This window comes from Arenibacter lacus (genome assembly GCF_008711145.1).
GTDB lineage: Bacteria > Bacteroidota > Bacteroidia > Flavobacteriales > Flavobacteriaceae > Arenibacter > Arenibacter amylolyticus.
Genome location: NZ_VVIN01000024.1, coordinates 33196 through 52691, shown reverse-complemented (window position 1 = coordinate 52691; position 19496 = coordinate 33196). Strand labels below are relative to the sequence as shown.

Sequence of the window (19496 nt, the reverse complement as noted above, 5' to 3'; positions counted from 1 at the left end):
AAAGCGCATGATACCTATGTGGACGAGTTTAGTAAAACCCGCGATCAAAGGAGAATGGCCCATGGTAGAACACTTTACGGGAAGCGTAAGGATGGATTGCAATTTCCTATTGAGGTGGGGCTAAATCCGTTTAACTTATCTGGGGAGTCCTATGTAATGGCCCTTATTATTGATGTTACCGAAAAAAAGGAGCAGGAAAAAAAGATAAAGGACCTAAATGACCAATTAAAGCAGAAGATAAAGACGCGTACCAATGAATTGGAAGAAACCGTAGCCAAGCTCACTCAAGAAATAAAGCTGCGGGAAGCTGCGGAATCTAAAATTAAAAGTGCCCTCCAAAAGGAACGAGAGCTTAATGACCTAAAATCCGAATTCTTGTCCCTAGTCTCCCATGAGTTTAAAACACCCTTGAGCGGCATACTCACCTCGGCCACATTAGTGGGGAAATACACCAAGGAAGATCAGCAAGATAAAAGGGAAAAACACCTCCGCACTATTATTGGAGGAGTCCATCATCTTACCGGGATATTAAATGACTTTCTATCATTAGAACGATTGGAAAAGGGGAAAGAAGTGTATAAATTCACAGAGTTTTCCCTAAGTAAAGTCATAAATGAAGTGGTATATAATGCCAATATGCTCTTAAAGGACGGACAGAATATAAAATACCCTGAAAATATTGATGAAATAGAAATCTATCAGGAAGAGCGTATTATTACTTTGGTGCTTACCAATTTACTGCACAATGCCATTAAATATTCCTCGGAGGATACAGAAATAGCTATAAAGGTGGATTTACAACCCACAAAAATTATTTTTCATATTATTGACCAGGGAATAGGGATTCCTGAAAAGGCTTTGAAGTATATTTTTACCAGATACTTTAGAGCCGAAAATGCACTGCTTATACAAGGTTCGGGAATTGGCCTGAATATAGTAAAGAAGCATGTGGAGAATATAGGGGGAGACATTTATTTTAAAAGTAAGTTGGGGGAAGGATCGGAGTTCTCGGTTGAATTTCCTCTTAAGAATTCCTTAAATTAAAAGATAAATATTAAATTTACTGTTAATGAAACGTGTGTTGCTTATAGAGGACGATCCGGTATTGCGGGAAAATACCGCCGAACTTTTGGAATTGTCCGAATTCCAGGTAGTTACAGCTTCCAATGGAAACAAGGGGGTGCAACTTGCAAAAGAGCACTTGCCAGATATTATCATTTGCGATATTATGATGCCGGAGCTGGATGGCTATGGAGCCTTGCAGGCCTTGTCTCAAGAAGAGCAAACTAAACAAATCCCCTTTATTTTTCTATCTGCAAAGACAGAACGGAAAGACATACGCAAGGGTATGGATCTGGGGGCCGATGATTATATTACGAAGCCCTTTACCGAGGCAGAGCTGGTAGGAGCTATTAACAGCCGACTGGCTAGGATGAATATTTTAGCCGAGCATAGGGATACGGTTAATCCCAAATCCTCCAATATTGGCTTAGGAATGCAAACCATGGAACATCTCAAAAACCATCTGGTAGAGGAAGGGCGACCCTTCCAATTTTCCGTGGGAGAAGAGGTGTATACCGAGGGTAGCAACTCCAATTTTATTTATTTGGTAAATAAGGGGGTAGTGAAGACCCATAAATTGGATGAGTGGGGCAAGGAGTTGATTACGGGAATTTATAAGGCGGAGGATTTCTTTGGTTTTAGCTGTTTTACTAAAAATCTCCCTTACCAAGAAGCTGCAACAGCTATGGAAGAAGTGGACTTGATAGGGTTGCCGCAGGACGAATTTGTGAAATTGCTCCAAGAAAACCCTCAATTAGCCATGGAGCTTATGACCTTGCTATCGGAGAATCTAACGGACGCCAAAGAGCAATTGCTAGAGATGGCATATGGGTCGGTTAGAAGGAAAACAGCAACCACCATATTAAAATTTGCAGAGAAACTAGAAAAAGATTCACAGGGCAGATTGCATATTCTTCGGAGCGACCTAGCCAGTGTCGCTGGAATGGCAACAGAGACCCTGATAAGGACCTTGTCTAGCTTGAAAAAAGAGGGATTGATCCGCATAGAGGATCGTAAAATTCAGATTTTAGACAAAGAAGGTCTTGCAAAGGTTACCTAGCCTTATTATTCAAGTGGGTACTAAACGCATTTGAATTTTGAGGGTAAAATTATTTTTAACGCTAAAGGCCTGCTCTATTTGGAATAAAGCTACTACATGACCTTTGTCATTTAGGTTTAGGGTTTCGCGACTTACTTTTATCGAGTATAAGCAAACCCAATTAGCAATGAAGAACATTTTAGTACCTACGGATTTTTCCGAAAACAGCTTTAATGCCTTAAAATATAGTGTGCAACTGTTTAAGAAACACAGGTGTACGTTTTATTTACTGCATGTTAATCCTGTTCCCATCTATTCTAATATGGGGACTGCCATTAAGCCTTCGGAATTCCGTCCACAAAATGGTGCTCTAGAGGAAAGTCGCATAAAATTAAAGGATTGGGTGGGAAGGATTCAAGAAATCCTTCCCAATACCAAACATACCTTCCTGTCGCATACGGTACACGATTATTTTGTGGATGCCATAAAACGCGAGGTATACAACAGGGGAATAGACCTTATCGTAATGGGATGCAAGGGAGCTAGCGAAGTAAAACACGCGGCGCTTGGAACCAATACGGGGAACGTAATCACTAAGGTGAAATGTGCCCTGCTGGCAGTTCCGGAAGAAGCGATATATCAAAAGCCAATGAGGATAGCTTTCCCAACCGATTACCATTTAGGCTACGATATAAACGTATTGGAAAATCTTTTGGGCATTGTGCAATTGAACCAGTCTGCCCTGCACATAGTACATTATTCTAGAAGAAAAGAAGATTTAAGTCAGGATCAGTTGACCAATAAGGAGTTTTTAGACGATTATTTTAAGGATGTAGAACATAGCTTTTTCTCCCTTGGTGGTTCTAATTTGGATGGGGCAGTAGACTCCTTTTCAGAGGAAAGAAGCATTGATATGATTGCCATGGTAGCCAAAAATTTAAATTTCTTTCAAAAGATATTATTTAAGCCGGCATTGGATGAGATAAGCTATCATACCAAAATTCCCTTCTTTATTCTGCACGAGAAGTCTTCTTCCAATTCATTTTGGTCGGAGGTAAACAAACTTTCTAAATATAAAAACTGAAGGGGATACATAGGTTTTTGTAAACGAAAGTAGGTTCTCACCTATAGTTTGATGACGGTCTTAAAAGGTGTATGGTTTTATTAAAGGATAATTTATAGTCTTATGAGAAAAGTATTGGTACCCACAGATTTTTCGGAGAATGCCTTTAATGCATTAAAGTATGCCTGTCAGGTGTTTAAATATGAAAAGTGTGAGTTTTTTATTCTTCATGCCTTTGCAGATGAGGTGTATCGGAAAGCAGTGACAATGGATGCTGAAAGCGTGGAGGATTTAAAAGAAGAAACCCTGCAGAAAACTAAAAAGTCATTAGCGAAAGTAGTGAAGCAGTTAGCAGATTTTTCTCCTAACCCCAAACACAAGGTAAAGTCGTTAGCAGTTTTTGGTGACTTGGTAGACGAGGTAAACGAGCTGGTTAATGAGGAGAACATGGATATTGTAGTAATGGGCACCCGGGGCGATACCAATGACAGGAACCTTAGCTTTGGTAGCAACACCCTGCACCTTTTAAAATATGTACATTGCCCCGTACTGGCCATCCCGGAAGGGTATGAGTTTCATCCTCCAAAAGAAATTCTCTTTCCCACAAATTATATGGTTCCCAATAAAAGAAGGGAGCTGAAATTGCTTTGTGAAATGACGGGGTCTTTCCGCTCTACGGTGCACCTGTTGTATATAGATCCTATTACCAATCTATCTTGGAGGCAGGAGGACAATAAGGAGTTTCTGAAGAACTGTTTGAAAAAGCCTAAACTTAATTTTGAGACCACTTTAGAGAAAGATAAAACGGTAGCAATAACCAAACACATAGAACATCACGCCATCAATATGTTGGTCTTGGTCAATTCTAGACACTCCTATATGGAAGACATGTTGTACCAGTCTACCATCGATAAATTGGGGTTGCATCTTAAAATCCCCTTTATGGTACTTCAAAATGTATCCAGATAAGGTCTCTTTGTTAGGTAGCAAGGTAAGGGCCTTAATATACTTTAAATGAAGCCATGGAAAAAGTCAGTATAGATATTGTTAAATCTTCGGGAGAGAAGGTGCACTTCTCTACGGACAAGCTGCGCAGTTCCTTGGTGCAAAGTGGAGCGGATGACCAGTTGGTAGAACAGATTGTGGGGCAAGTGAAAGAGGAGCTTTATGACGGAATAACATCCAGGGAGATTTACAACCGTGCCTTTGCCCTTCTAAAGAATAAGAAATCTATTTATGCCGCCAAGTACAAAGTAAAAAGGGCAATCTTCGAATTGGGGCCTACCGGATTCCCTTTCGAGAAATTTGTTGCTGCCATTTTAGATTACTCTGGCTTTAAAACTACCGTAGGTAAAATTATGCGTGGAGTATGTGTTACCCACGAAATTGATGTTTTTGCCGAGAAAAATGATAATATCTACCTGTTGGAATGTAAATTTCATGGAGAAGAAGATCGCAATTGCAATGTGAAAGTACCGCTGTATATCAACGCTCGATTTCAAGATGTGAAACAGCAGTTGATAAAAGATGGGGAAATGGATAAAGAAAGGGTAATTGGCGGAGTGGTGACCAATACCCGTTTTACGGATGACGCCTTAAAATATGGTATCTGTATGGGATTACATCTTTTTAGTTGGGATTATCCAGAAGATGACGGACTTAAGGACCGCATTTATCGGTTGGGCCTGTATCCCATCACCGTATCCCAATTACTTACCAAAAGGGAAAAACAGTTTTTGTTGAGTCGGGATGTGGTGCTGTGTAGACAGCTAATAGAAGACCAGTTTTTCTTGGATCATTTGGGGGTTTCAGCAACGAGGAAACAAAAGATCCTCAAGGAAATAAACCAGTTATGTGGGCATGGGAAAAGGTAAACCTTCTTTCAGGCAGACCTTGTAGTAGAGTAGTTTGTTTGCAGTAGGCTTCCAATTTGGTATGGGGCAAATCTAACTTAAATCAATATCGATGAACAAGATCAAGATTCATTTTTTGGGAGCTGCGGGTACTGTTACCGGATCTAAATTCTATTTAGAAACTCCAGAACAAAACATTTTAGTGGATTGCGGAATGTTCCAAGGTCTAAAAGAATTAAGGGAGATTAATTGGCAGCCTCTTCCAATAGACGTTTCTAAAGTAGACTGTGTGCTACTAACTCATGGGCACCTAGATCATACCGGTTATTTGCCGCGTCTGGTGAAAGAAGGCTTCCATGGGGAAATAATAGGAACATCACCCACCTTAGCTATAACCGCTATAATATTACGGGATAGCGCTAAAATACATATGGAAGAAGCAGAAAGGGCCAATGAAGAGGCGTATAGTAAGCACCGTCCTGCAATTCCTTATTATACCCTGGAGGAGGCAGAAAAAACCATTGGAATGTTTAAACACGCAGAAAAGGACGAGTGGCTATTCCTATCGGAGAACATCAGGTTTAGATTTAGATATAACGGTCATATCATTGGAGCCACTTTTATTGAATTGGAACTCTGTGGTAAGCTATTTGTATTTTCTGGGGATGTAGGCCGTAGAGAGGACCCCTTGCTTTATTCTCCAGACCGACCAGAATGGGCAGATTATCTGTTTCTGGAAAGTACCTATGGGAATAAACTACACCCAGAAGAGAAGGTTGGGGATATTCTTTCAAGTTTAATAGCTAAAACCATTAACGAAGGGGGAAATTTGATTATTCCATCTTTTGCTGTAGAGCGACTCCAGACCTTAATGTACCTGCTATGGACGTTGTATAAGGAAAATAAGATTCCCAACATCCCTATTTTTATCGATAGCCCTATGGGGAACAATGTACTGTCTGTGTTTGAGACGTATCCACAATGGCATAAGCTTTCCTTAAAGGAATACCGTGCCATGTGTGACCATTTTAATATTATAACGTCCTATGGTGATACTTGGAAGACCATAGACAATCCTAGACCCAAGGTGGTGATTGCAGGAAGTGGAATGGTAACCGGAGGTAGGGTACTAACCTATCTTAAGCAGTTGGTAGATAGGGATGCTACAACCGTTTTATTGGTAGGGTATCAAGCGGAGGGAACTAGAGGCCGACAATTATTGGAAGGGGCCCATGAAATAAAACTGTTTGGAAAATATATTCCGGTTAAGGCAGAAATTCACCATCTAGAAAGTCTGTCGGCCCATGCAGACCAAGGAGAGTTATTGCACTGGCTGAAAGAAGTAAAGAATATTCCTGAAAACACCTTTTTAATTCATGGGGAGCCCAGTGCCTTGGATGCCTTTAGGGTTAAAATAAAAGATAGTCTTGGTTGGAAGGTGCAGGTGCCCCATCTTCAGGAAGTGCTGGAACTGACCATCTAATAATATAAAAGGAAATTACTAGAATAGCGTGAGATCTTCCTTTATTGGGGAGACAAAATAGAGGAGTACATCATATAAAAGTATATTCATTAACATATTTAGAAAGTGAAAAAGCTATTGGTATTTGCATTTATTATAGGAGTGTTGGGCTGTTCTTCCGTGGAAATGGTAGAGAATTACAAGAATCCAGACATCGTTTTATTTGATGCGTATAAGGTGCTTATTGTGGGGATGACCGATAATGCCGAGGTTAGGAAGGATTTTGAAACTCGATTTAAAAAAGAGTTCGATAAAAGAGGTATAGAGGCCATGAGGAGTATCGACCTGTTTGATGTAGCCTTTACCAATACCAAAAAAACGGAGGAGGAATTGGATCAATTGGAAGAACAGTTATTGGATAAAGGGTTCGATGCCATTATGTTTAGTAAGGTTTCCGGATCGGAAAACAAACAGACCTTTCGCAAGACCATGTCCGAACTTCAAAGTTTTTATGGGGGTTTTAAGGATGACTATTTGGGTAGCCAGGGAGTTTTTTACGATCGGGATTATTACGACCAATTTAAGGTATATCATGCAGAAACGTCCTTGTACTGTATCTGTGTAGATAAGGAAAGGGCATTGATATGGAGAGGGGCTATAGATATCACGGACCCCAAGAAAATAGACAAGACCTTGGAAGATTATATTAAATTGGTGGTACGGGCAATGGAAGAACAAGATCTTATTTTTCGAAATAAATAAGACTTAGGAGAAAATAGTTAGGGGTGTTGGTCCAAGGTAAAACTGGCACAACACCCCTAAATATTAATGGCTTGTTTGGTATACAGGTTAAACGCGCTCTGTTACCTTAGGGCGAAGCTCTAATCCTTACTGCTTGGGAATACGCTTCTCTGCCATTAACTTATCAATGGCTTGCTGTAATTTTTCAGGATCGTTTGCCACCTTGTCTAAATTAACAATCTCTACTTTTCTAAAATCAACTGGGTGACTCTCACTTTGTAGGGAAATGGTTCCGCCGGTTAATAGTTCCCCCTGCTTATTTCCGTCTACCGGATCTAGTTGGGGCTTGTTATAACGCATCACCTCTTCACCATTGGCATAGTGTACCACTAAAGAGTCCCTTAGGACCAACACTTCTACACGTACCCATTGGTCTCCGTGGAAGGTCTTGGAATTGGAGTTGGTGCAGTGCCTTGAAATAATCTCACCATCTTTTTCGTATTGAGTTCCTGGAGTACAAAGGTTGGCGTTAGAACGCTCATCCTTTCCGTTGCCCCCCAATAGTTGAACCTCTATGGAATTAGGGAAATCCTGGTCTAAGGTCATATCCGCTGGATCCTGACCGTGAATCATGATACCACTATTCCTATAAGCCCAACCTGGTCCGCCCTTTACTTGATCTCCCACAAAACGGTATTCTACCCCAATGAGGTAAGAAGAATAGGGCTTTTCGTAAAACAGATGTCCAAATTGCTCATCAAAGCTATCATACCCATCATATCGCACTTGTATCTGACCGTCATTTACCCTAAAAGTATTGGCGTAGTTTTCATTCAGTTGATGGTGCCTAATCTTAATATTCCAATTACTTAGGTCTTTCCCGTTAAACATTTGCTCCCACTTTAGATCTGGGGTTGTGCTGCAGCTATACAGAATAAACGAAAGCACCAAAAGGGATGCTAGTACTGGAACCGAATGGAAAGATTTATTTTTCATGGATAGGGTTTAAAATAAAACGATTTAAAATTAATTAATGAGTTTTTCGGCGGAAATCCGCCAAATGATAAAAGTATCAATTTTATTTGTAAATACCCCGGTAGATAAATCTTGGATTTTAAGATAAATACTACGCTCAATAGGATGCTGAACAATTTACATTGATTTTCAGCATCCTGTCAAGACCTTTCACCGTGCTATCGCATACAAGTTTTTTGTAAACTGGAGACTTATGATCACTCCTTATATTTATCAAACCAGGCTAGGATACTAGCAACTTTTGCGATAAAGTTACTGGGCTTATTGGCTATCCCATGGGAAGCGCCTGGTATTCTAACCATGGCAGTTTCTACATTTTCCAATTTTAAAGCCGCATAAAATTGTTCCGTTTCCGCTATAGGAGTCCTAAAATCCTCCTCCCCCGTGAGAAGCATGGTGGGCGTATTTATATTAGCCACATAGGTTAAAGGGGAGCGTTTTAAATAGCTCTCCGGATCTTCCCATGGCTTTTTATCGAACCAATATTTAGAGAAGTAGGCCACGTTATCGGCATATAATACAAAGCTATACCAGTTTATTACCGGCTTTACTACCACCGCCGCTTTAAATCGGTCTGTTTTACCTACTATCCATGCGGTAAGTACACCCCCGCCACTACCACCGGTGACAAATAAATTATCTTCATCGATAAATCCTTTTGCAATAACCGCATCTACACCAGACATAAGATCGTCATAATCGTTATTTGGATAATCGTGGTGTATCAATTGCCCAAATTCCCGACCGTAACTTGTACTTCCCCTAGGGTTGGCATAGAGCACTACATAGCCTGCTGCAGCGAATGCCTGTATTTCTGCAGAATATACAGAGCCATAACTGGTGTGTGGGCCTCCGTGGATCTCCAGAATCATTGGATATTTTTTGCTGGGATCAAAATTTGGAGGAGTTACAATCCATCCCTGTATTTTTCGATTGTCGAAGGACGATTCCCACCATATCTCCTCTACGTTCCCAAGGTTTCTAAAGGAGAATAAGTCATCATTGAGAGCGGTTAAACGCTTACTGCGCTTTGTGTCTGCCACCCCCAAGTCCGCAGGATGATCGGTTGCTCCAAGGGTATAGGCAAATTTATCGGTTTTAGAGGCACTGAAACTAGCGGCATTATAGGGCCTGCCTAAAGAAAGTCCGCCTAAACTTTCAGTGATTATAGATACCTTGCCAGCTAAAGAGATGTAGGCTAACTTGGTATCCCCCTTGTCGTCGTATTGAAAATAAAGCCCCTTGCCGTCATTTTTCCAATAAATATTTTGAATATCCCTATCAAAATCAGCAGAGATTATTTTAGAATCGCTGCCATCTATATTCATGGTGTAAAGGTTGGTCACTTGATACCCGTAATGCGTATCATCGAATCCTAAATAGGCAATCTTTTTCCCGTCTGGTGATAGTACGGGATTGGTATCAGGACCGTAGCGATTGGTGAGGGCCTTAATAGCCCCATCTTCTAAGGCTATCTGGTAGATCTCCCCATCTAGAGGCTCCATTTCTTCTGGTTTGTGGAAATTGGCACTAAAATATAATAAGGCATTGTCCTTAGACCAAATAGGGGCGCCATGATCAAAATCCGTGAAGGTTAGTTGCCTTGCGGTGCCTCCGTCTATGGGGATGGTGAATAATTGTACGTTCCCGCTTTTTAAGTATCCCTGTCCATCACCACGGTACTTTGTATCGTCAATATATATTGGGGGCGCATTCCATTTGGCTCCCTCGGGTTTATGGGGCATTTTTATGATGGATTCACGCTTCTTGGGTACAAACATGTTAAAAGCTAGGTGCTTATCGTCGTAAGACCATGCTACATCCCTGGGGACTTCGGTGCTATTGGTTATGGCAACATACTCCCTGGTATCCAACCACATCATATAGAGCTTCGTTTTGTCATCTGCCCTATTCGATTTAAAAATTATTTTTTTACCATCATGGGACCAGCGGGGATACGTGTCGTTGTGGTTTCCCGTTGTAAGAGGTCTATTGTTAGAGCCATCAAAATTTATCATCCAAAGATTAGAGAGATTTTTATCGGTCATTATATCCTTGAAGTTTCGTACGTAGATAACCTTGGTTCCATCTGGAGAAATTTGTGGATCCGATACAAACTCCATATTAAATATGTCCGTGAGTTCTAAATTGGATTGTATTTGTGCGTAACTAGAGGTAGTCATCGCTAACAAAAATGTAATGGTAACAAAGAGGTGTTTCATTATTAAACGATTTGAACTTATTGATTAATATTTTTCTGCGGAAACCCGCCAAATGATAAAAGTATCATTTTTATTCTTCATTACCCTAAAAGATAAATCCCGATCTGGTGATAGGGGCTTTTACAAACGGATCGGATTTTACTAGATGTTGTTTTCCTTATTATTTTGGATACATCCAAGATGTGATTACTGGGAGATACTATGAGATTAATAATCACTTTTCTCAAGGGGTGCTGTCACAAGTCTACTGAGATAGCTGAGATTATATCTAAACCCCTTATAATTGCATATAGTGTAGAAAGTTAGGGTATTAGGGGTAATAATATTGGCCTAAGTGGACTACCTTGAGGTCAAATTTGAAATCATGGACAAAAGAATTCGAAAAATTGCCCGAACCGGTTATGCCTCCAAGGGGGTGGTCTATGCATTGACAGGAATTTTAACGCTGGGGGCCGCCATCGGTCTTGGTAGTTCTTCCGAAGGGAAATTGGGCATCTTAAAGTTTTTGGAAGAGCAGCCCTTTGGGAAAATACTTTTGGGGCTGTTGGGCCTTGGATTGTTGTGTTACGCCTTTTGGCGCTTCTTCCAAAGCATTAAAGATCCAGAAGACATGGGTAACAGCGCGAAAGGAATTGGGAAACGCATCGGGTTATTAATTAGCGGATTGGTGTATTTAGGACTAGGAGTCTATGCGTTCTATGAAATATTTAAAGAAACTAACCAGGGGACAAATGGAAAAGTAAATATGCTCCCTTCGGAATCCCTTCCGTACCTCTTTTATGCAATTGCTGCCGGAATTGCCATCAAAGCCATTTTTCAGTTTGTACAAGCATTTAAAGGCGATTTCTTATCGAAATTTCATTTGAATACCTTATCCAACAGGAAGACCATTAAAAGCATCAAATGGCTGGGCTATGCTGGCTTAATTTCCAGGGGAATCGTAGAGGGCATCGTCGCTTACTTCTTCTTTAAGGCAGCAGATACGGCTAGTCAAGAGTCAATAAAAGGCACTTCAGAGGCGTTTTCCTTCTTGCGTCAAAATTCTGAAGGTCCTTGGCTGGTGGGTTTGGTAGCTTTTGGACTCATCTGCTATGGTGTTTATATGTTCCTTATGACCAAATATCGGGGATTTAAGGATTAATACCGTGGTCTAGATCAAAACAGGAATAATTCTATGGTCGGGATGGTTTAACAGGAAATTTTGGATGCTAAATAAAAACGGTAGAAAGATACCGGCATAGCTATGCAAAAAAATAAGGGTTCCCATAGAACTATTAAAGTCCTAAAGAAACCCTTAATTAGAAGGGCTTAAACTTATTTGGAATTGTCCATTGGTTTAAACTCTTGATTGCTGAAAGGTGAGAATTCTGGAACCTTAACAACATTATACCCCATGTCTACGGCTAGATGGCATTGGTTACAGCTTATTGTAAGCTGTTTGTAGCTCCTATTAAATAAATCGATATCCTTCTTTTCAATGGCTTTTTCAATACTATCCAAGGCCGGTTCTAACATGCCAATCATTTTAGTTTCCTCTCGGTCTGCTTGAAAGTTGAGAATGCCTTCAATAGCCTCCTCTATTTCGTGCACTTCAAAATCGGCAAGTTGCCAGTTGTGATTTTGTGCTGCAAACCATAGTTTGGCGTGATGTGTTTGTATGCTCCCCATAAAATCCCCAAATCCGGGTTTATAGGTGTTTGCAAGTTTTACTTCTAAACTGTCTATGCGGTTTTGTAAAGTTGTAATTTGGTCTTTCTGCTGATTACATGCAAAAAGTCCAAAGCTTAATAGTATGATTACTAGCTTTTTCATTTTTCCATATGTTAGATGATTCCTTAGCTAAATAGCTTTGCGTAGTGAAGATCGTTTCTTCCTTTTTTTACGTGTTTTGCGAAGATAGCAAATGATTATCGATTTCGTAAAAGTTGGGCTCCCCCATAGACCTGGGCATTTCAATGCAAGGTTATACCATAGGAAGGATTAGCTCTAGGAGGTAGGGCGTAATTAGGGCCGTTAACAAGCCATTAATGCACATGGCTAGTCCGCCATAGGCACCTGCCAACTTACCTTCGTCTAAGGCTCTGGCAGTGCCAATGCCGTGAGCAGCAGTTCCTAGGGCCGCCCCAATGGCATTTTTGTTCCTTATCCCTAAAATACGCAAAATACCAGGGCCAAAAGCATTGCCAAAGATTCCTACCGCAATTACAATCCCAGCAGCAATATAAGGCAATCCGCCAATAATTTTAGCAATTTCCAAGGCTATTGGAGTGGTGACAGACTTGGGTGCCAAGGATCGTATAATGGGTTCGGAAGCGCCAAGTAGCATAGCTAAAAGGCATACGGATAGTACGCTGATGGTGCCTCCAATGACCACCGAAGCTACAAAGGGCAGTAGGTTTAACTTTATCTGTTCGTATTTCTCGTAAAATAATACCCCCAAGGCCACCACGGTAGGCCCTAATAAAAATCCTAAATATTGGCCGCCCACATTGTACGCTTCAAAATCTATATTAAGTAGGAGCAAAAAGCCAATGATGGATACAACGGAAAGCAACACTGGATTGAAAAGTACAAACTTCCATTTACGAGCAATTATTTGGGATAATTGAAATACCAATAAGGTTATAAAAATTCCAAATAAGGGTTGTTGATAGATTTCACTCATCTTTTCCAAATTTTTGTAAGACGATACCAGTTACATACAAGGTGAGGATAGTACTTAATACCGTGCTCACTACTATGGCGACCCAATGCATTTTTAGCATGTCGTAAAAAGTCATTAAGCCTACTCCGTAGGGTATAAAAAATAAAACCATGTATTTTATAAACTGATCCGAGGCAGGCTTCACATCCTTTAATTTAATCACTTTTGTCTTTAAGGCTATAAAAATGGCAACCATGCCAACAATGTTGCCAGCAATGGGAAGATTAAATAGGGAAACTATGACTTCTCCAATTAGTAGGAATAAAAATATATATAGGACTCCTTTAAGCATTTTAATTAATTCTGATTTGGAATTGCACTCCTATTCCGGGAATATTAGAGCGAGTTATACGTAATTTAACAGGTTTATGCGATGGTTGTGAGGTGTATTTCCTTTTAACCTGAATCTTCCTGCTGCGTCCTTCTGTTTCGTACTGTGTTTTAGTTGATGTTGTGCGAACTGCAATTTTACGGGATGTACCCCTATTATCAAAAGAAACCAAAAAAAGCTTTCAAAAAAAAGTTGAAAATAACCTAATTGCGTGCAAGCTAAGTCATTCAAGAACTTCTTGATAGCACCCTATGTTGGCATGGATTTTTCAGTGGAATAAAACTCTTATCATTCAGTTTTTTTTCATGCACGCTTATATGGATTCTTCACGGATAGCCATAGACTTGCCGGTATATGGGTTTTATTGGCTTTAATTACTGCTTACATAGTCATACAAGGTTTTCGATATTCTGGCTAATTGTTCGGTCCCCTTATCAATATCTTTTAAATTCTTAGAAAGTAGTACTAATACATAGGCGTTGCCATCTGGCAAATACACAATTCCCGCATCGTGGTGAACCCCCGTTATAGATCCAGTTTTGTGCGCTACTTTCACCTCTTCGGGTAAATAAAAAGGAATTAGACTCTTATGCTGTTGATCTTTTAAGATGGTGATCATCGCCTCACAATCTTTAGGGGTTCCTGCAGAATTATTTGCGATAGATTTCATTATAACCATTAAATCCTTGGCGGTAGTAGAATTACTTAAGCCTTTTTCATACGCTTTTAGATCTTCAACGCCCCTCAAAACTTCTATGTTTTCTGCGCCTAAGTCTCGCATACTAGCGGTTACCTTTTTAGCATCTACAAGTTCAATTAATACATTGGTGGCCAAATTGCTACTTATCGTAACCATGCTATGCATTAAATCTTTGAGCGCTACTTTACTGCCAATTTGATTGTAGATAATATCGTCACTATCATCGTTTATGTCCATACGGTACAAGCTGCCATCTACAATGCTTTTAAATTCATTTTTCAAAACAATAGAATCTTGAAGATTTATTTTCCCTTGGCTAGCCTGCTTAAATAATTCGATCATCACAGGCACTTTCATGGTGCTGGCTGCATGAAACTTCTCGTCAACATTTATTAATAAACTGTCTTTGGGTTTAGATAAGCTATAAAATGCAACAGCAACGGTACCGTCTATGGAGTCTATTTGGGCCTGGATGGTCTTTTCTAATTCTTCTTTTTCAGAAGATTTAATGTGACAGGAGGTGATTAAAAGGAATAGGGAAGTTAGAGCGATGGCTAAAATAGGTTTCAATGATTTCATGGTTATTGATTAGTTTTTTTTATACCGATAAAGGATTGATGAAAATAAACTTTTAAGCTGGATTTTGAGCTAAGTAATATAGGAAGAAATTGGCTTTGGGGTGTATCTCAAAAAAAGGTTGATAGTTTATTTCAAATGAGCGACCTTATTTTTTGTAAATTAAAAGCAACTACAAAAAGTTTATGTTAGGAATGGATTAAAATCCGAGCTACAACTGTTGATGAATTAAATATTTAAAAACCCATCATCTATGAAAATCGCCATACTTTCCGATATCCACGACAACATCTGGAACCTTCAAAAAGCCTTGGCCATGCCAGCGCTACAAGCTACTGAAGCGATGCTGTTTTGTGGTGACCTCTGTTCGCCTTTTATAATACATTTATTAGGGCGTTCGTATTCCGACCCAGTTCACATGGTCTTTGGTAATAACGACGGGGATGTTGCTGCTATTATGCGTAACTCAAAGAAATATTCCCATATTCACATTCATGGGGAATATTTTAGAAGTCTTTTAGGTGGAATTTCCTTGGCCATGAATCACTACCCCGATAAAGCTAGGACAATCGCCGAGAATGGGGGATTCGATGTGGTGTGCTATGGCCATAACCATATCGTAGTAAACGATGAAATGGTAGATGACACCCTACTTATTAATCCCGGGGCCATCATGGGTTTTCACGGAGGGGATCTGGTGGAAATCCCTGCAACCTTTATGGTGTTGGATACCGTTTCACTAAAGGCGGAAGTTTATCACCTATAAATGGAAGGTTACAGTGTAATTGGCTGTTGATATTTAAATAAACCATCGTTTCTCCAAGTCCTTAAATAAGAAGACTGCGGTCTGTCTGAGGTGGCTGGTTTTGAGTAGATGGAGTAGTATGCTTAATAAAAATGGAAGGATCATTTATTGAAAAATAGTGGATTTATAACGGTCGGGTTATATTTTGAAGAATCTTAGGCAAGAAAGTGATTCTTGGGCAGGCTGGGCCTAAGCCCGTAAAATCGGATAGTTCAACCTGAGTTAGCTTAGCAACTTTATATCTATACCTCACAAACTGCCCAATGGTGCTTTCTCTATCCCACTTCATTTTATTATACCTTTTAGGGTATAAAAAGGGGTAGTAGATAGGTATTACACCCGTTTGGGTATAAATGAGAAAATTACCTTCGTAAAACATGTAGTTTGATAATGGAGATAATAAAGGAGTTAATATAACTTGGTGTTTTTTAGTAGGATCCCTGTCACAACTGAAAAAAGAGGATGTATAAAAGCCGGTTTACGAAGTATTATAAATTGGTTGGCAACTGGTTGGAATGATAGCAAAAAAACCGTAACACTTCATTTAAAAAGTTGTTACGGCATGTCTTCGTACTCGAGGCGGGAATTGCCTATCGGCGAGTCCCATTCAAACGTGTTGATAAGATAAGGCCAGTCCTTACAGGACTGCTATTTTTGTTCCTTACATGTATACCCAAATAAATTTGGTACACATGTAGAAACAAAAAAACCAAAGCTTTCACTTTGGTCTTTTCTTCATTCGTACTCGAGGCGGGACTTGAACCCGCACGGCCATAATGGCCATTGGATTTTAAGTCCAACGTGTCTACCAATTCCACCACTCGAGCCTCTGCTGTTTTGCAGGTTTCCACATCTGGTAGAACGTGGAGGTTTAATGAGCGAAAAACGGCCCCTATGCTTCGGGGGAACCCTTTGCCGACATAAATGTCGATGGAGGGCGGTTTTCGTCTTGCGAGCGAAAAACGGGATTCGAACCCGCGACCTCCACCTTGGCAAGGTGGCGCTCTACCAACTGAGCTATTTTCGCCTTTTTCTTTATGAACGTCGCATCCTTCTCGAATGCGGGAGCAAATTTAATATATTTCTACATATTGCAAAGCCTTTTTCACTAAAAAGTATCATATTCTTTCTAATTGGCATAGGATGAGTGGGTTGGGTAATAGCATCTTTCTTTCCTAGTAGGGCCAAAAGAACCTATGCATTCTTCTTTTTAGTGAGCAATCGTTTTATCTCGTTGAGCTTCATTAACGCTTCTACGGGGGTTAAGGTGTTGATATCTAGATGGGTTATCTCTTCTTTGATCTCTTCCAGTAAGGGGTCGTCCAAATTAAAGAAGCTTAGTTGCATCTCATTCTGCACCAATTGCAATTTATCCGTAAGCTCTTCGCTGGAATGTGATTTTTCCAATTTCTTAAGGATATTATTGGCTTTATGGATTACCTGTTGGGGCATTCCCGCCATTTTTGCTACATGGATCCCAAAACTATGCTCACTACCCCCTGGGGTTAGCTTTCGTAAAAAGAGTACGTTATCCTCTAATTCCTTTACCGCTACATTGTAGTTCTTTATACGTTCAAAGGTATTGGTCATTTCGTTGAGCTCGTGATAATGCGTAGCGAAAAGTGTTTTGGCCTTCGCAGGGTGCTCGTGTAAATATTCGGATATTGCCCAGGCAATGGAAATGCCATCATAGGTGCTGGTACCCCTACCTATCTCATCCAGTAAAACCAAACTGCGTTCCGAAAGGTTGTTAAGGATAGAGGCGGTCTCGTTCATTTCTACCATAAAGGTAGATTCTCCCATGGAAATATTATCACTGGCGCCTACACGGGTAAATATTTTGTCTACATAACCAATTTTGGCAGAGGTGGCAGGAACAAAGCAGCCCATCTGTGCCAAGAGGACAATAAGTGCAGTCTGTCTTAATATGGCCGATTTACCACTCATGTTGGGACCAGTAATCATGATAATCTGCTGTTCCTCCCTATTTAGGATAAGGTCGTTGGCAATGTATTCTTCTTCAAAAGGCAATTGCCTCTCAATAACAGGATGCCTACCGCCAACAATAGACAATTCAGTGGAATCGTCCATCACAGGAGCTACGTAATTATTATCAATGGCCAATTGGGTAAATCCGCATAAGCAGTCTAATTGAGCTACTAAGTGGGCATTATTCTGGACGGGAGCAATATACTCTTGCATCCATACCACCAACTGGGAGAACAGTTGCTGTTCTAACTCCAGGATACGCTCTTCTGCCCCCAGTATTTTGGCTTCGTATTCTTTTAGTTCTTCGGTAATATAACGTTCTGCGTTTACCAAGGTCTGTTTACGGATCCATTCTTCCGGAACTTTGTCCTTATGGGTGTTACGCACCTCTATATAATAACCAAAAACGTTATTGGAAGCTATTTTTAGGGAGGTAATACCTGTACGTTCGGTTTCGCGTTCCAGCATTTTGTCCAAGTAATCCTTTCCTGAAAATGCCAAATCCCGTAATTCATCCAATTCCTGGGAATACCCCTTGGCAATTGTTTTTCCCTTAGCAAGGTTTACCGGGGCCTCTTCGTTCAGCATTTTGTTGATCTTATCGCGTAACAACTCGCAACCGTGCAGCTGGTCCCCTAAAAGGGCTAATGCCTCGTTCTTGGTTTTTACGGTCAACTCCTTAATGGGGACAATGGCTTCTAGAGAATTCTTTAACTGCACCACCTCCTTGGGGTTTATTTTACCCGTAGCTACCTTGGAAATTAGTCGTTCCAAATCTCCAATTTGTTTAATGGAGTTTCTCAGTGGATGAAGCACCTCCTCATTGTCCTTTAAATGGCCAATTACCTGGTGTCTCCTGTTAATTTTCTCGATGTTTTTCAACGGTAGGGCCAACCATCTTTTTAACATCCGTCCGCCCATAGGGGATAGGGTTTTGTCTATAACATCTAGTAGGGTTACGGCATTTTGATGGGTAGAATGGTATAATTCCAAGTTTCGGATGGTAAACCGGTCCATCCAAATATGTTCTTCCTCCGCAATACGTTGTAAACTGCTTATGTGTTGTAGCTGTTTGTGTTGGGTATCGGATAGGTAGTGCATTATCACCCCCGCAGCCACAACCCCATGGCTTAAGTGATCTACCCCAAAGCCTTTTAAGCTCTTGGTCTGGAAGTGGTTGGTGAGCGATTCTAAGGCGTAATCTTCCTGAAATACCCAGTCTTCCGTGTAATAAGTGTGGAATTGGGTGCCAAATACAGCGGAAAATTCTTTTCTGTTAGATTTTGATACCAAGACTTCATTTGGGGAGAAGTTCTGCAGTAATTTATCAATCTGCTCCTCATTCCCCTCCGATGTTAGGAACTCTCCGGTAGAGATATCCACAAAGGCAATGCCCAATCGCTTTCTGCCAAAATGGACCGCACAAAGAAAATTGTTGTTTTTCGCCGTTAGGATATCATCGTTCATAGCTACCCCAGGAGTCACCAATTCTGTAACACCCCTTTTTACAATGGTTTTGGTAAGTTTGGGGTCTTCCAATTGGTCGCAAATAGCCACTCGTTGACCTGCTTTCACCAATTTAGGTAAGTAGGTATTTAAGGAGTGATGTGGGAATCCAGCTAATTCTGTCTTATCCCCACCGTTGTTCCGATGGGTAAGGATGATTCCCAAAATTTGTGAGGCCTTAACTGCATCTTCACCAAAGGTTTCATAAAAGTCGCCCACTCTAAACAATAAAAGGGCATCTGGATATTTCACCTTTATGGTGTTGTACTGCTTCATTAAAGGTGTAACCTTTTTTGTCTTTCCTGTATCTCCCAAAAGCGAATTTATTAACTTATTTTTGTGTCCAATCTAAAATAACGAAATTAAGGCTTATCTATTGGAATGCCTACTTTTGTTGATATTTTGAGG

General features: G+C 40.4%; 16 protein-coding genes and 2 tRNA genes. 9 read left to right on the top strand and 9 right to left on the bottom strand.

All coding sequences use genetic code 11. The features are described 5' to 3' along the window. The 7 genes from F1E73_RS09100 to F1E73_RS09070 all read left to right on the top strand — a co-directional run. The coding region (locus F1E73_RS09100) for a sensor histidine kinase (protein ID WP_150451735.1) at window positions 1-1044 on the top strand (1044 nt) is incomplete at its 5' end. Window positions 1045-1069: 25 nt separating this feature from the next. Next, a complete protein-coding gene (locus F1E73_RS09095; RefSeq protein WP_150451734.1) occupies window positions 1070-2122 on the top strand; it encodes a response regulator in 1053 nt (350 codons plus the stop codon). Window positions 2123-2288: 166 nt separating this feature from the next. Then, window positions 2289-3185 (top strand): universal stress protein, encoded by an 897-nt coding sequence (locus F1E73_RS09090; RefSeq protein WP_086476992.1) that lies wholly within the window; start codon window positions 2289-2291, stop codon window positions 3183-3185. 102 nt (window positions 3186-3287) lie between these two features. Then, a complete protein-coding gene (locus tag F1E73_RS09085; protein WP_150451733.1) occupies window positions 3288-4133 on the top strand; it encodes a universal stress protein in 846 nt (281 codons plus the stop codon). Between the two features lie 53 nt (window positions 4134-4186). Next, window positions 4187-5038 (top strand): ATP cone domain-containing protein, encoded by an 852-nt coding sequence (locus F1E73_RS09080; protein WP_086476990.1) that lies wholly within the window; start codon window positions 4187-4189, stop codon window positions 5036-5038. Window positions 5039-5129: 91 nt separating this feature from the next. Beyond that, window positions 5130-6500, top strand: coding sequence for an MBL fold metallo-hydrolase RNA specificity domain-containing protein (locus F1E73_RS09075; protein ID WP_150451732.1), 1371 nt, complete (start codon window positions 5130-5132; stop codon window positions 6498-6500). Window positions 6501-6605: 105 nt separating this feature from the next. Beyond that, window positions 6606-7241 carry a hypothetical protein gene (locus tag F1E73_RS09070; protein WP_223883396.1) on the top strand — a complete coding sequence of 212 codons (636 nt, stop codon included), beginning with the start codon at window positions 6606-6608 and terminating at the stop codon, window positions 7239-7241. A gap of 126 nt (window positions 7242-7367) precedes the next feature. On the opposite strand, the gene F1E73_RS09065 is transcribed toward F1E73_RS09070, so the two are convergent. Together F1E73_RS09065 and F1E73_RS09060 are read right to left on the bottom strand one after the other, a co-directional pair. Continuing rightward, the gene (locus tag F1E73_RS09065; protein WP_150451731.1) at window positions 7368-8216 is read right to left on the bottom strand and encodes a 3-keto-disaccharide hydrolase; all 849 of its coding nucleotides are present in this window, start codon (window positions 8214-8216) and stop codon (window positions 7368-7370) included. A gap of 236 nt (window positions 8217-8452) precedes the next feature. Beyond that, window positions 8453-10477 carry a S9 family peptidase gene (locus F1E73_RS09060; RefSeq protein WP_150451730.1) on the bottom strand — a complete coding sequence of 675 codons (2025 nt, stop codon included), beginning with the start codon at window positions 10475-10477 and terminating at the stop codon, window positions 8453-8455. Between the two features lie 364 nt (window positions 10478-10841). On the opposite strand from F1E73_RS09060, the gene F1E73_RS09055 reads away from it, so the two are divergent. Continuing rightward, window positions 10842-11618 (top strand): DUF1206 domain-containing protein, encoded by a 777-nt coding sequence (locus F1E73_RS09055; protein WP_150451729.1) that lies wholly within the window; start codon window positions 10842-10844, stop codon window positions 11616-11618. A 173-nt stretch (window positions 11619-11791) separates the two neighbouring features. Here the strand turns inward: F1E73_RS09055 and F1E73_RS09050 are convergent, their stop codons facing one another. From F1E73_RS09050 to F1E73_RS09035, 4 genes are all read right to left on the bottom strand, one after another. Further along, window positions 11792-12289: a hypothetical protein gene (locus F1E73_RS09050; protein WP_150451728.1), complete on the bottom strand. Its 498-nt coding sequence runs from the start codon at window positions 12287-12289 to the stop codon at window positions 11792-11794. Between the two features lie 151 nt (window positions 12290-12440). After that, the gene (locus F1E73_RS09045) at window positions 12441-13142 is read right to left on the bottom strand and encodes an LrgB family protein (RefSeq protein ID WP_150451727.1); all 702 of its coding nucleotides are present in this window, start codon (window positions 13140-13142) and stop codon (window positions 12441-12443) included. Then, complete coding sequence (locus tag F1E73_RS09040) at window positions 13135-13473, bottom strand: CidA/LrgA family protein (RefSeq protein ID WP_150451726.1); 339 nt, start codon at window positions 13471-13473, stop codon at window positions 13135-13137. Before F1E73_RS09040 ends, F1E73_RS09045 begins: the two co-directional genes overlap by 8 nt. A gap of 409 nt (window positions 13474-13882) precedes the next feature. Then, window positions 13883-14791, bottom strand: coding sequence for a serine hydrolase (locus tag F1E73_RS09035; RefSeq protein WP_150451725.1), 909 nt, complete (start codon window positions 14789-14791; stop codon window positions 13883-13885). A gap of 250 nt (window positions 14792-15041) precedes the next feature. Between F1E73_RS09035 and F1E73_RS09030 the strand changes: the two genes are divergently transcribed. Continuing rightward, window positions 15042-15554, top strand: coding sequence for a YfcE family phosphodiesterase (locus tag F1E73_RS09030; protein WP_150451724.1), 513 nt, complete (start codon window positions 15042-15044; stop codon window positions 15552-15554). A 781-nt stretch (window positions 15555-16335) separates the two neighbouring features. On the opposite strand, the gene F1E73_RS09025 is transcribed toward F1E73_RS09030, so the two are convergent. The 3 genes from F1E73_RS09025 to mutS all read right to left on the bottom strand — a co-directional run bounded on the left by F1E73_RS09025 (window position 16336) and on the right by mutS (window position 19364). Then, window positions 16336-16420: transfer RNA gene (locus F1E73_RS09025), tRNA-Leu, on the bottom strand. A 127-nt stretch (window positions 16421-16547) separates the two neighbouring features. Next, window positions 16548-16620 (bottom strand) — tRNA-Gly (locus F1E73_RS09020). Between the two features lie 167 nt (window positions 16621-16787). Continuing rightward, window positions 16788-19364: a DNA mismatch repair protein MutS gene (mutS, locus tag F1E73_RS09015; protein ID WP_150451723.1), complete on the bottom strand. Its 2577-nt coding sequence runs from the start codon at window positions 19362-19364 to the stop codon at window positions 16788-16790. Between the last annotated feature and the right edge of the window lie 132 nt (window positions 19365-19496).

Bases quoted from the DNA above. Each gene is read 5' to 3' on its own strand.
- F1E73_RS09095 (WP_150451734.1), top strand. From the start codon at position 1,070: ATGAAACGTGTGTTGCTTATAGAGGACGATCCGGTATTGCGGGAAAAT.
- F1E73_RS09065 (WP_150451731.1), bottom strand. From the start codon at position 8,216: ATGAAAAATAAATCTTTCCATTCGGTTCCAGTACTAGCATCCCTTTTG.
- F1E73_RS09085 (WP_150451733.1), top strand. From the start codon at position 3,288: ATGAGAAAAGTATTGGTACCCACAGATTTTTCGGAGAATGCCTTTAAT.
- mutS (WP_150451723.1), bottom strand. From the start codon at position 19,364: ATGAAGCAGTACAACACCATAAAGGTGAAATATCCAGATGCCCTTTTA.
- F1E73_RS09075 (WP_150451732.1), top strand. From the start codon at position 5,130: ATGAACAAGATCAAGATTCATTTTTTGGGAGCTGCGGGTACTGTTACC.
- F1E73_RS09045 (WP_150451727.1), bottom strand. From the start codon at position 13,142: ATGAGTGAAATCTATCAACAACCCTTATTTGGAATTTTTATAACCTTA.
- F1E73_RS09050 (WP_150451728.1), bottom strand. From the start codon at position 12,289: ATGAAAAAGCTAGTAATCATACTATTAAGCTTTGGACTTTTTGCATGT.
- F1E73_RS09055 (WP_150451729.1), top strand. From the start codon at position 10,842: ATGGACAAAAGAATTCGAAAAATTGCCCGAACCGGTTATGCCTCCAAG.
- F1E73_RS09060 (WP_150451730.1), bottom strand. From the start codon at position 10,477: ATGAAACACCTCTTTGTTACCATTACATTTTTGTTAGCGATGACTACC.
- F1E73_RS09040 (WP_150451726.1), bottom strand. From the start codon at position 13,473: ATGCTTAAAGGAGTCCTATATATATTTTTATTCCTACTAATTGGAGAA.
- F1E73_RS09080 (WP_086476990.1), top strand. From the start codon at position 4,187: ATGGAAAAAGTCAGTATAGATATTGTTAAATCTTCGGGAGAGAAGGTG.
- F1E73_RS09030 (WP_150451724.1), top strand. From the start codon at position 15,042: ATGAAAATCGCCATACTTTCCGATATCCACGACAACATCTGGAACCTT.
- F1E73_RS09090 (WP_086476992.1), top strand. From the start codon at position 2,289: ATGAAGAACATTTTAGTACCTACGGATTTTTCCGAAAACAGCTTTAAT.
- F1E73_RS09035 (WP_150451725.1), bottom strand. From the start codon at position 14,791: ATGAAATCATTGAAACCTATTTTAGCCATCGCTCTAACTTCCCTATTC.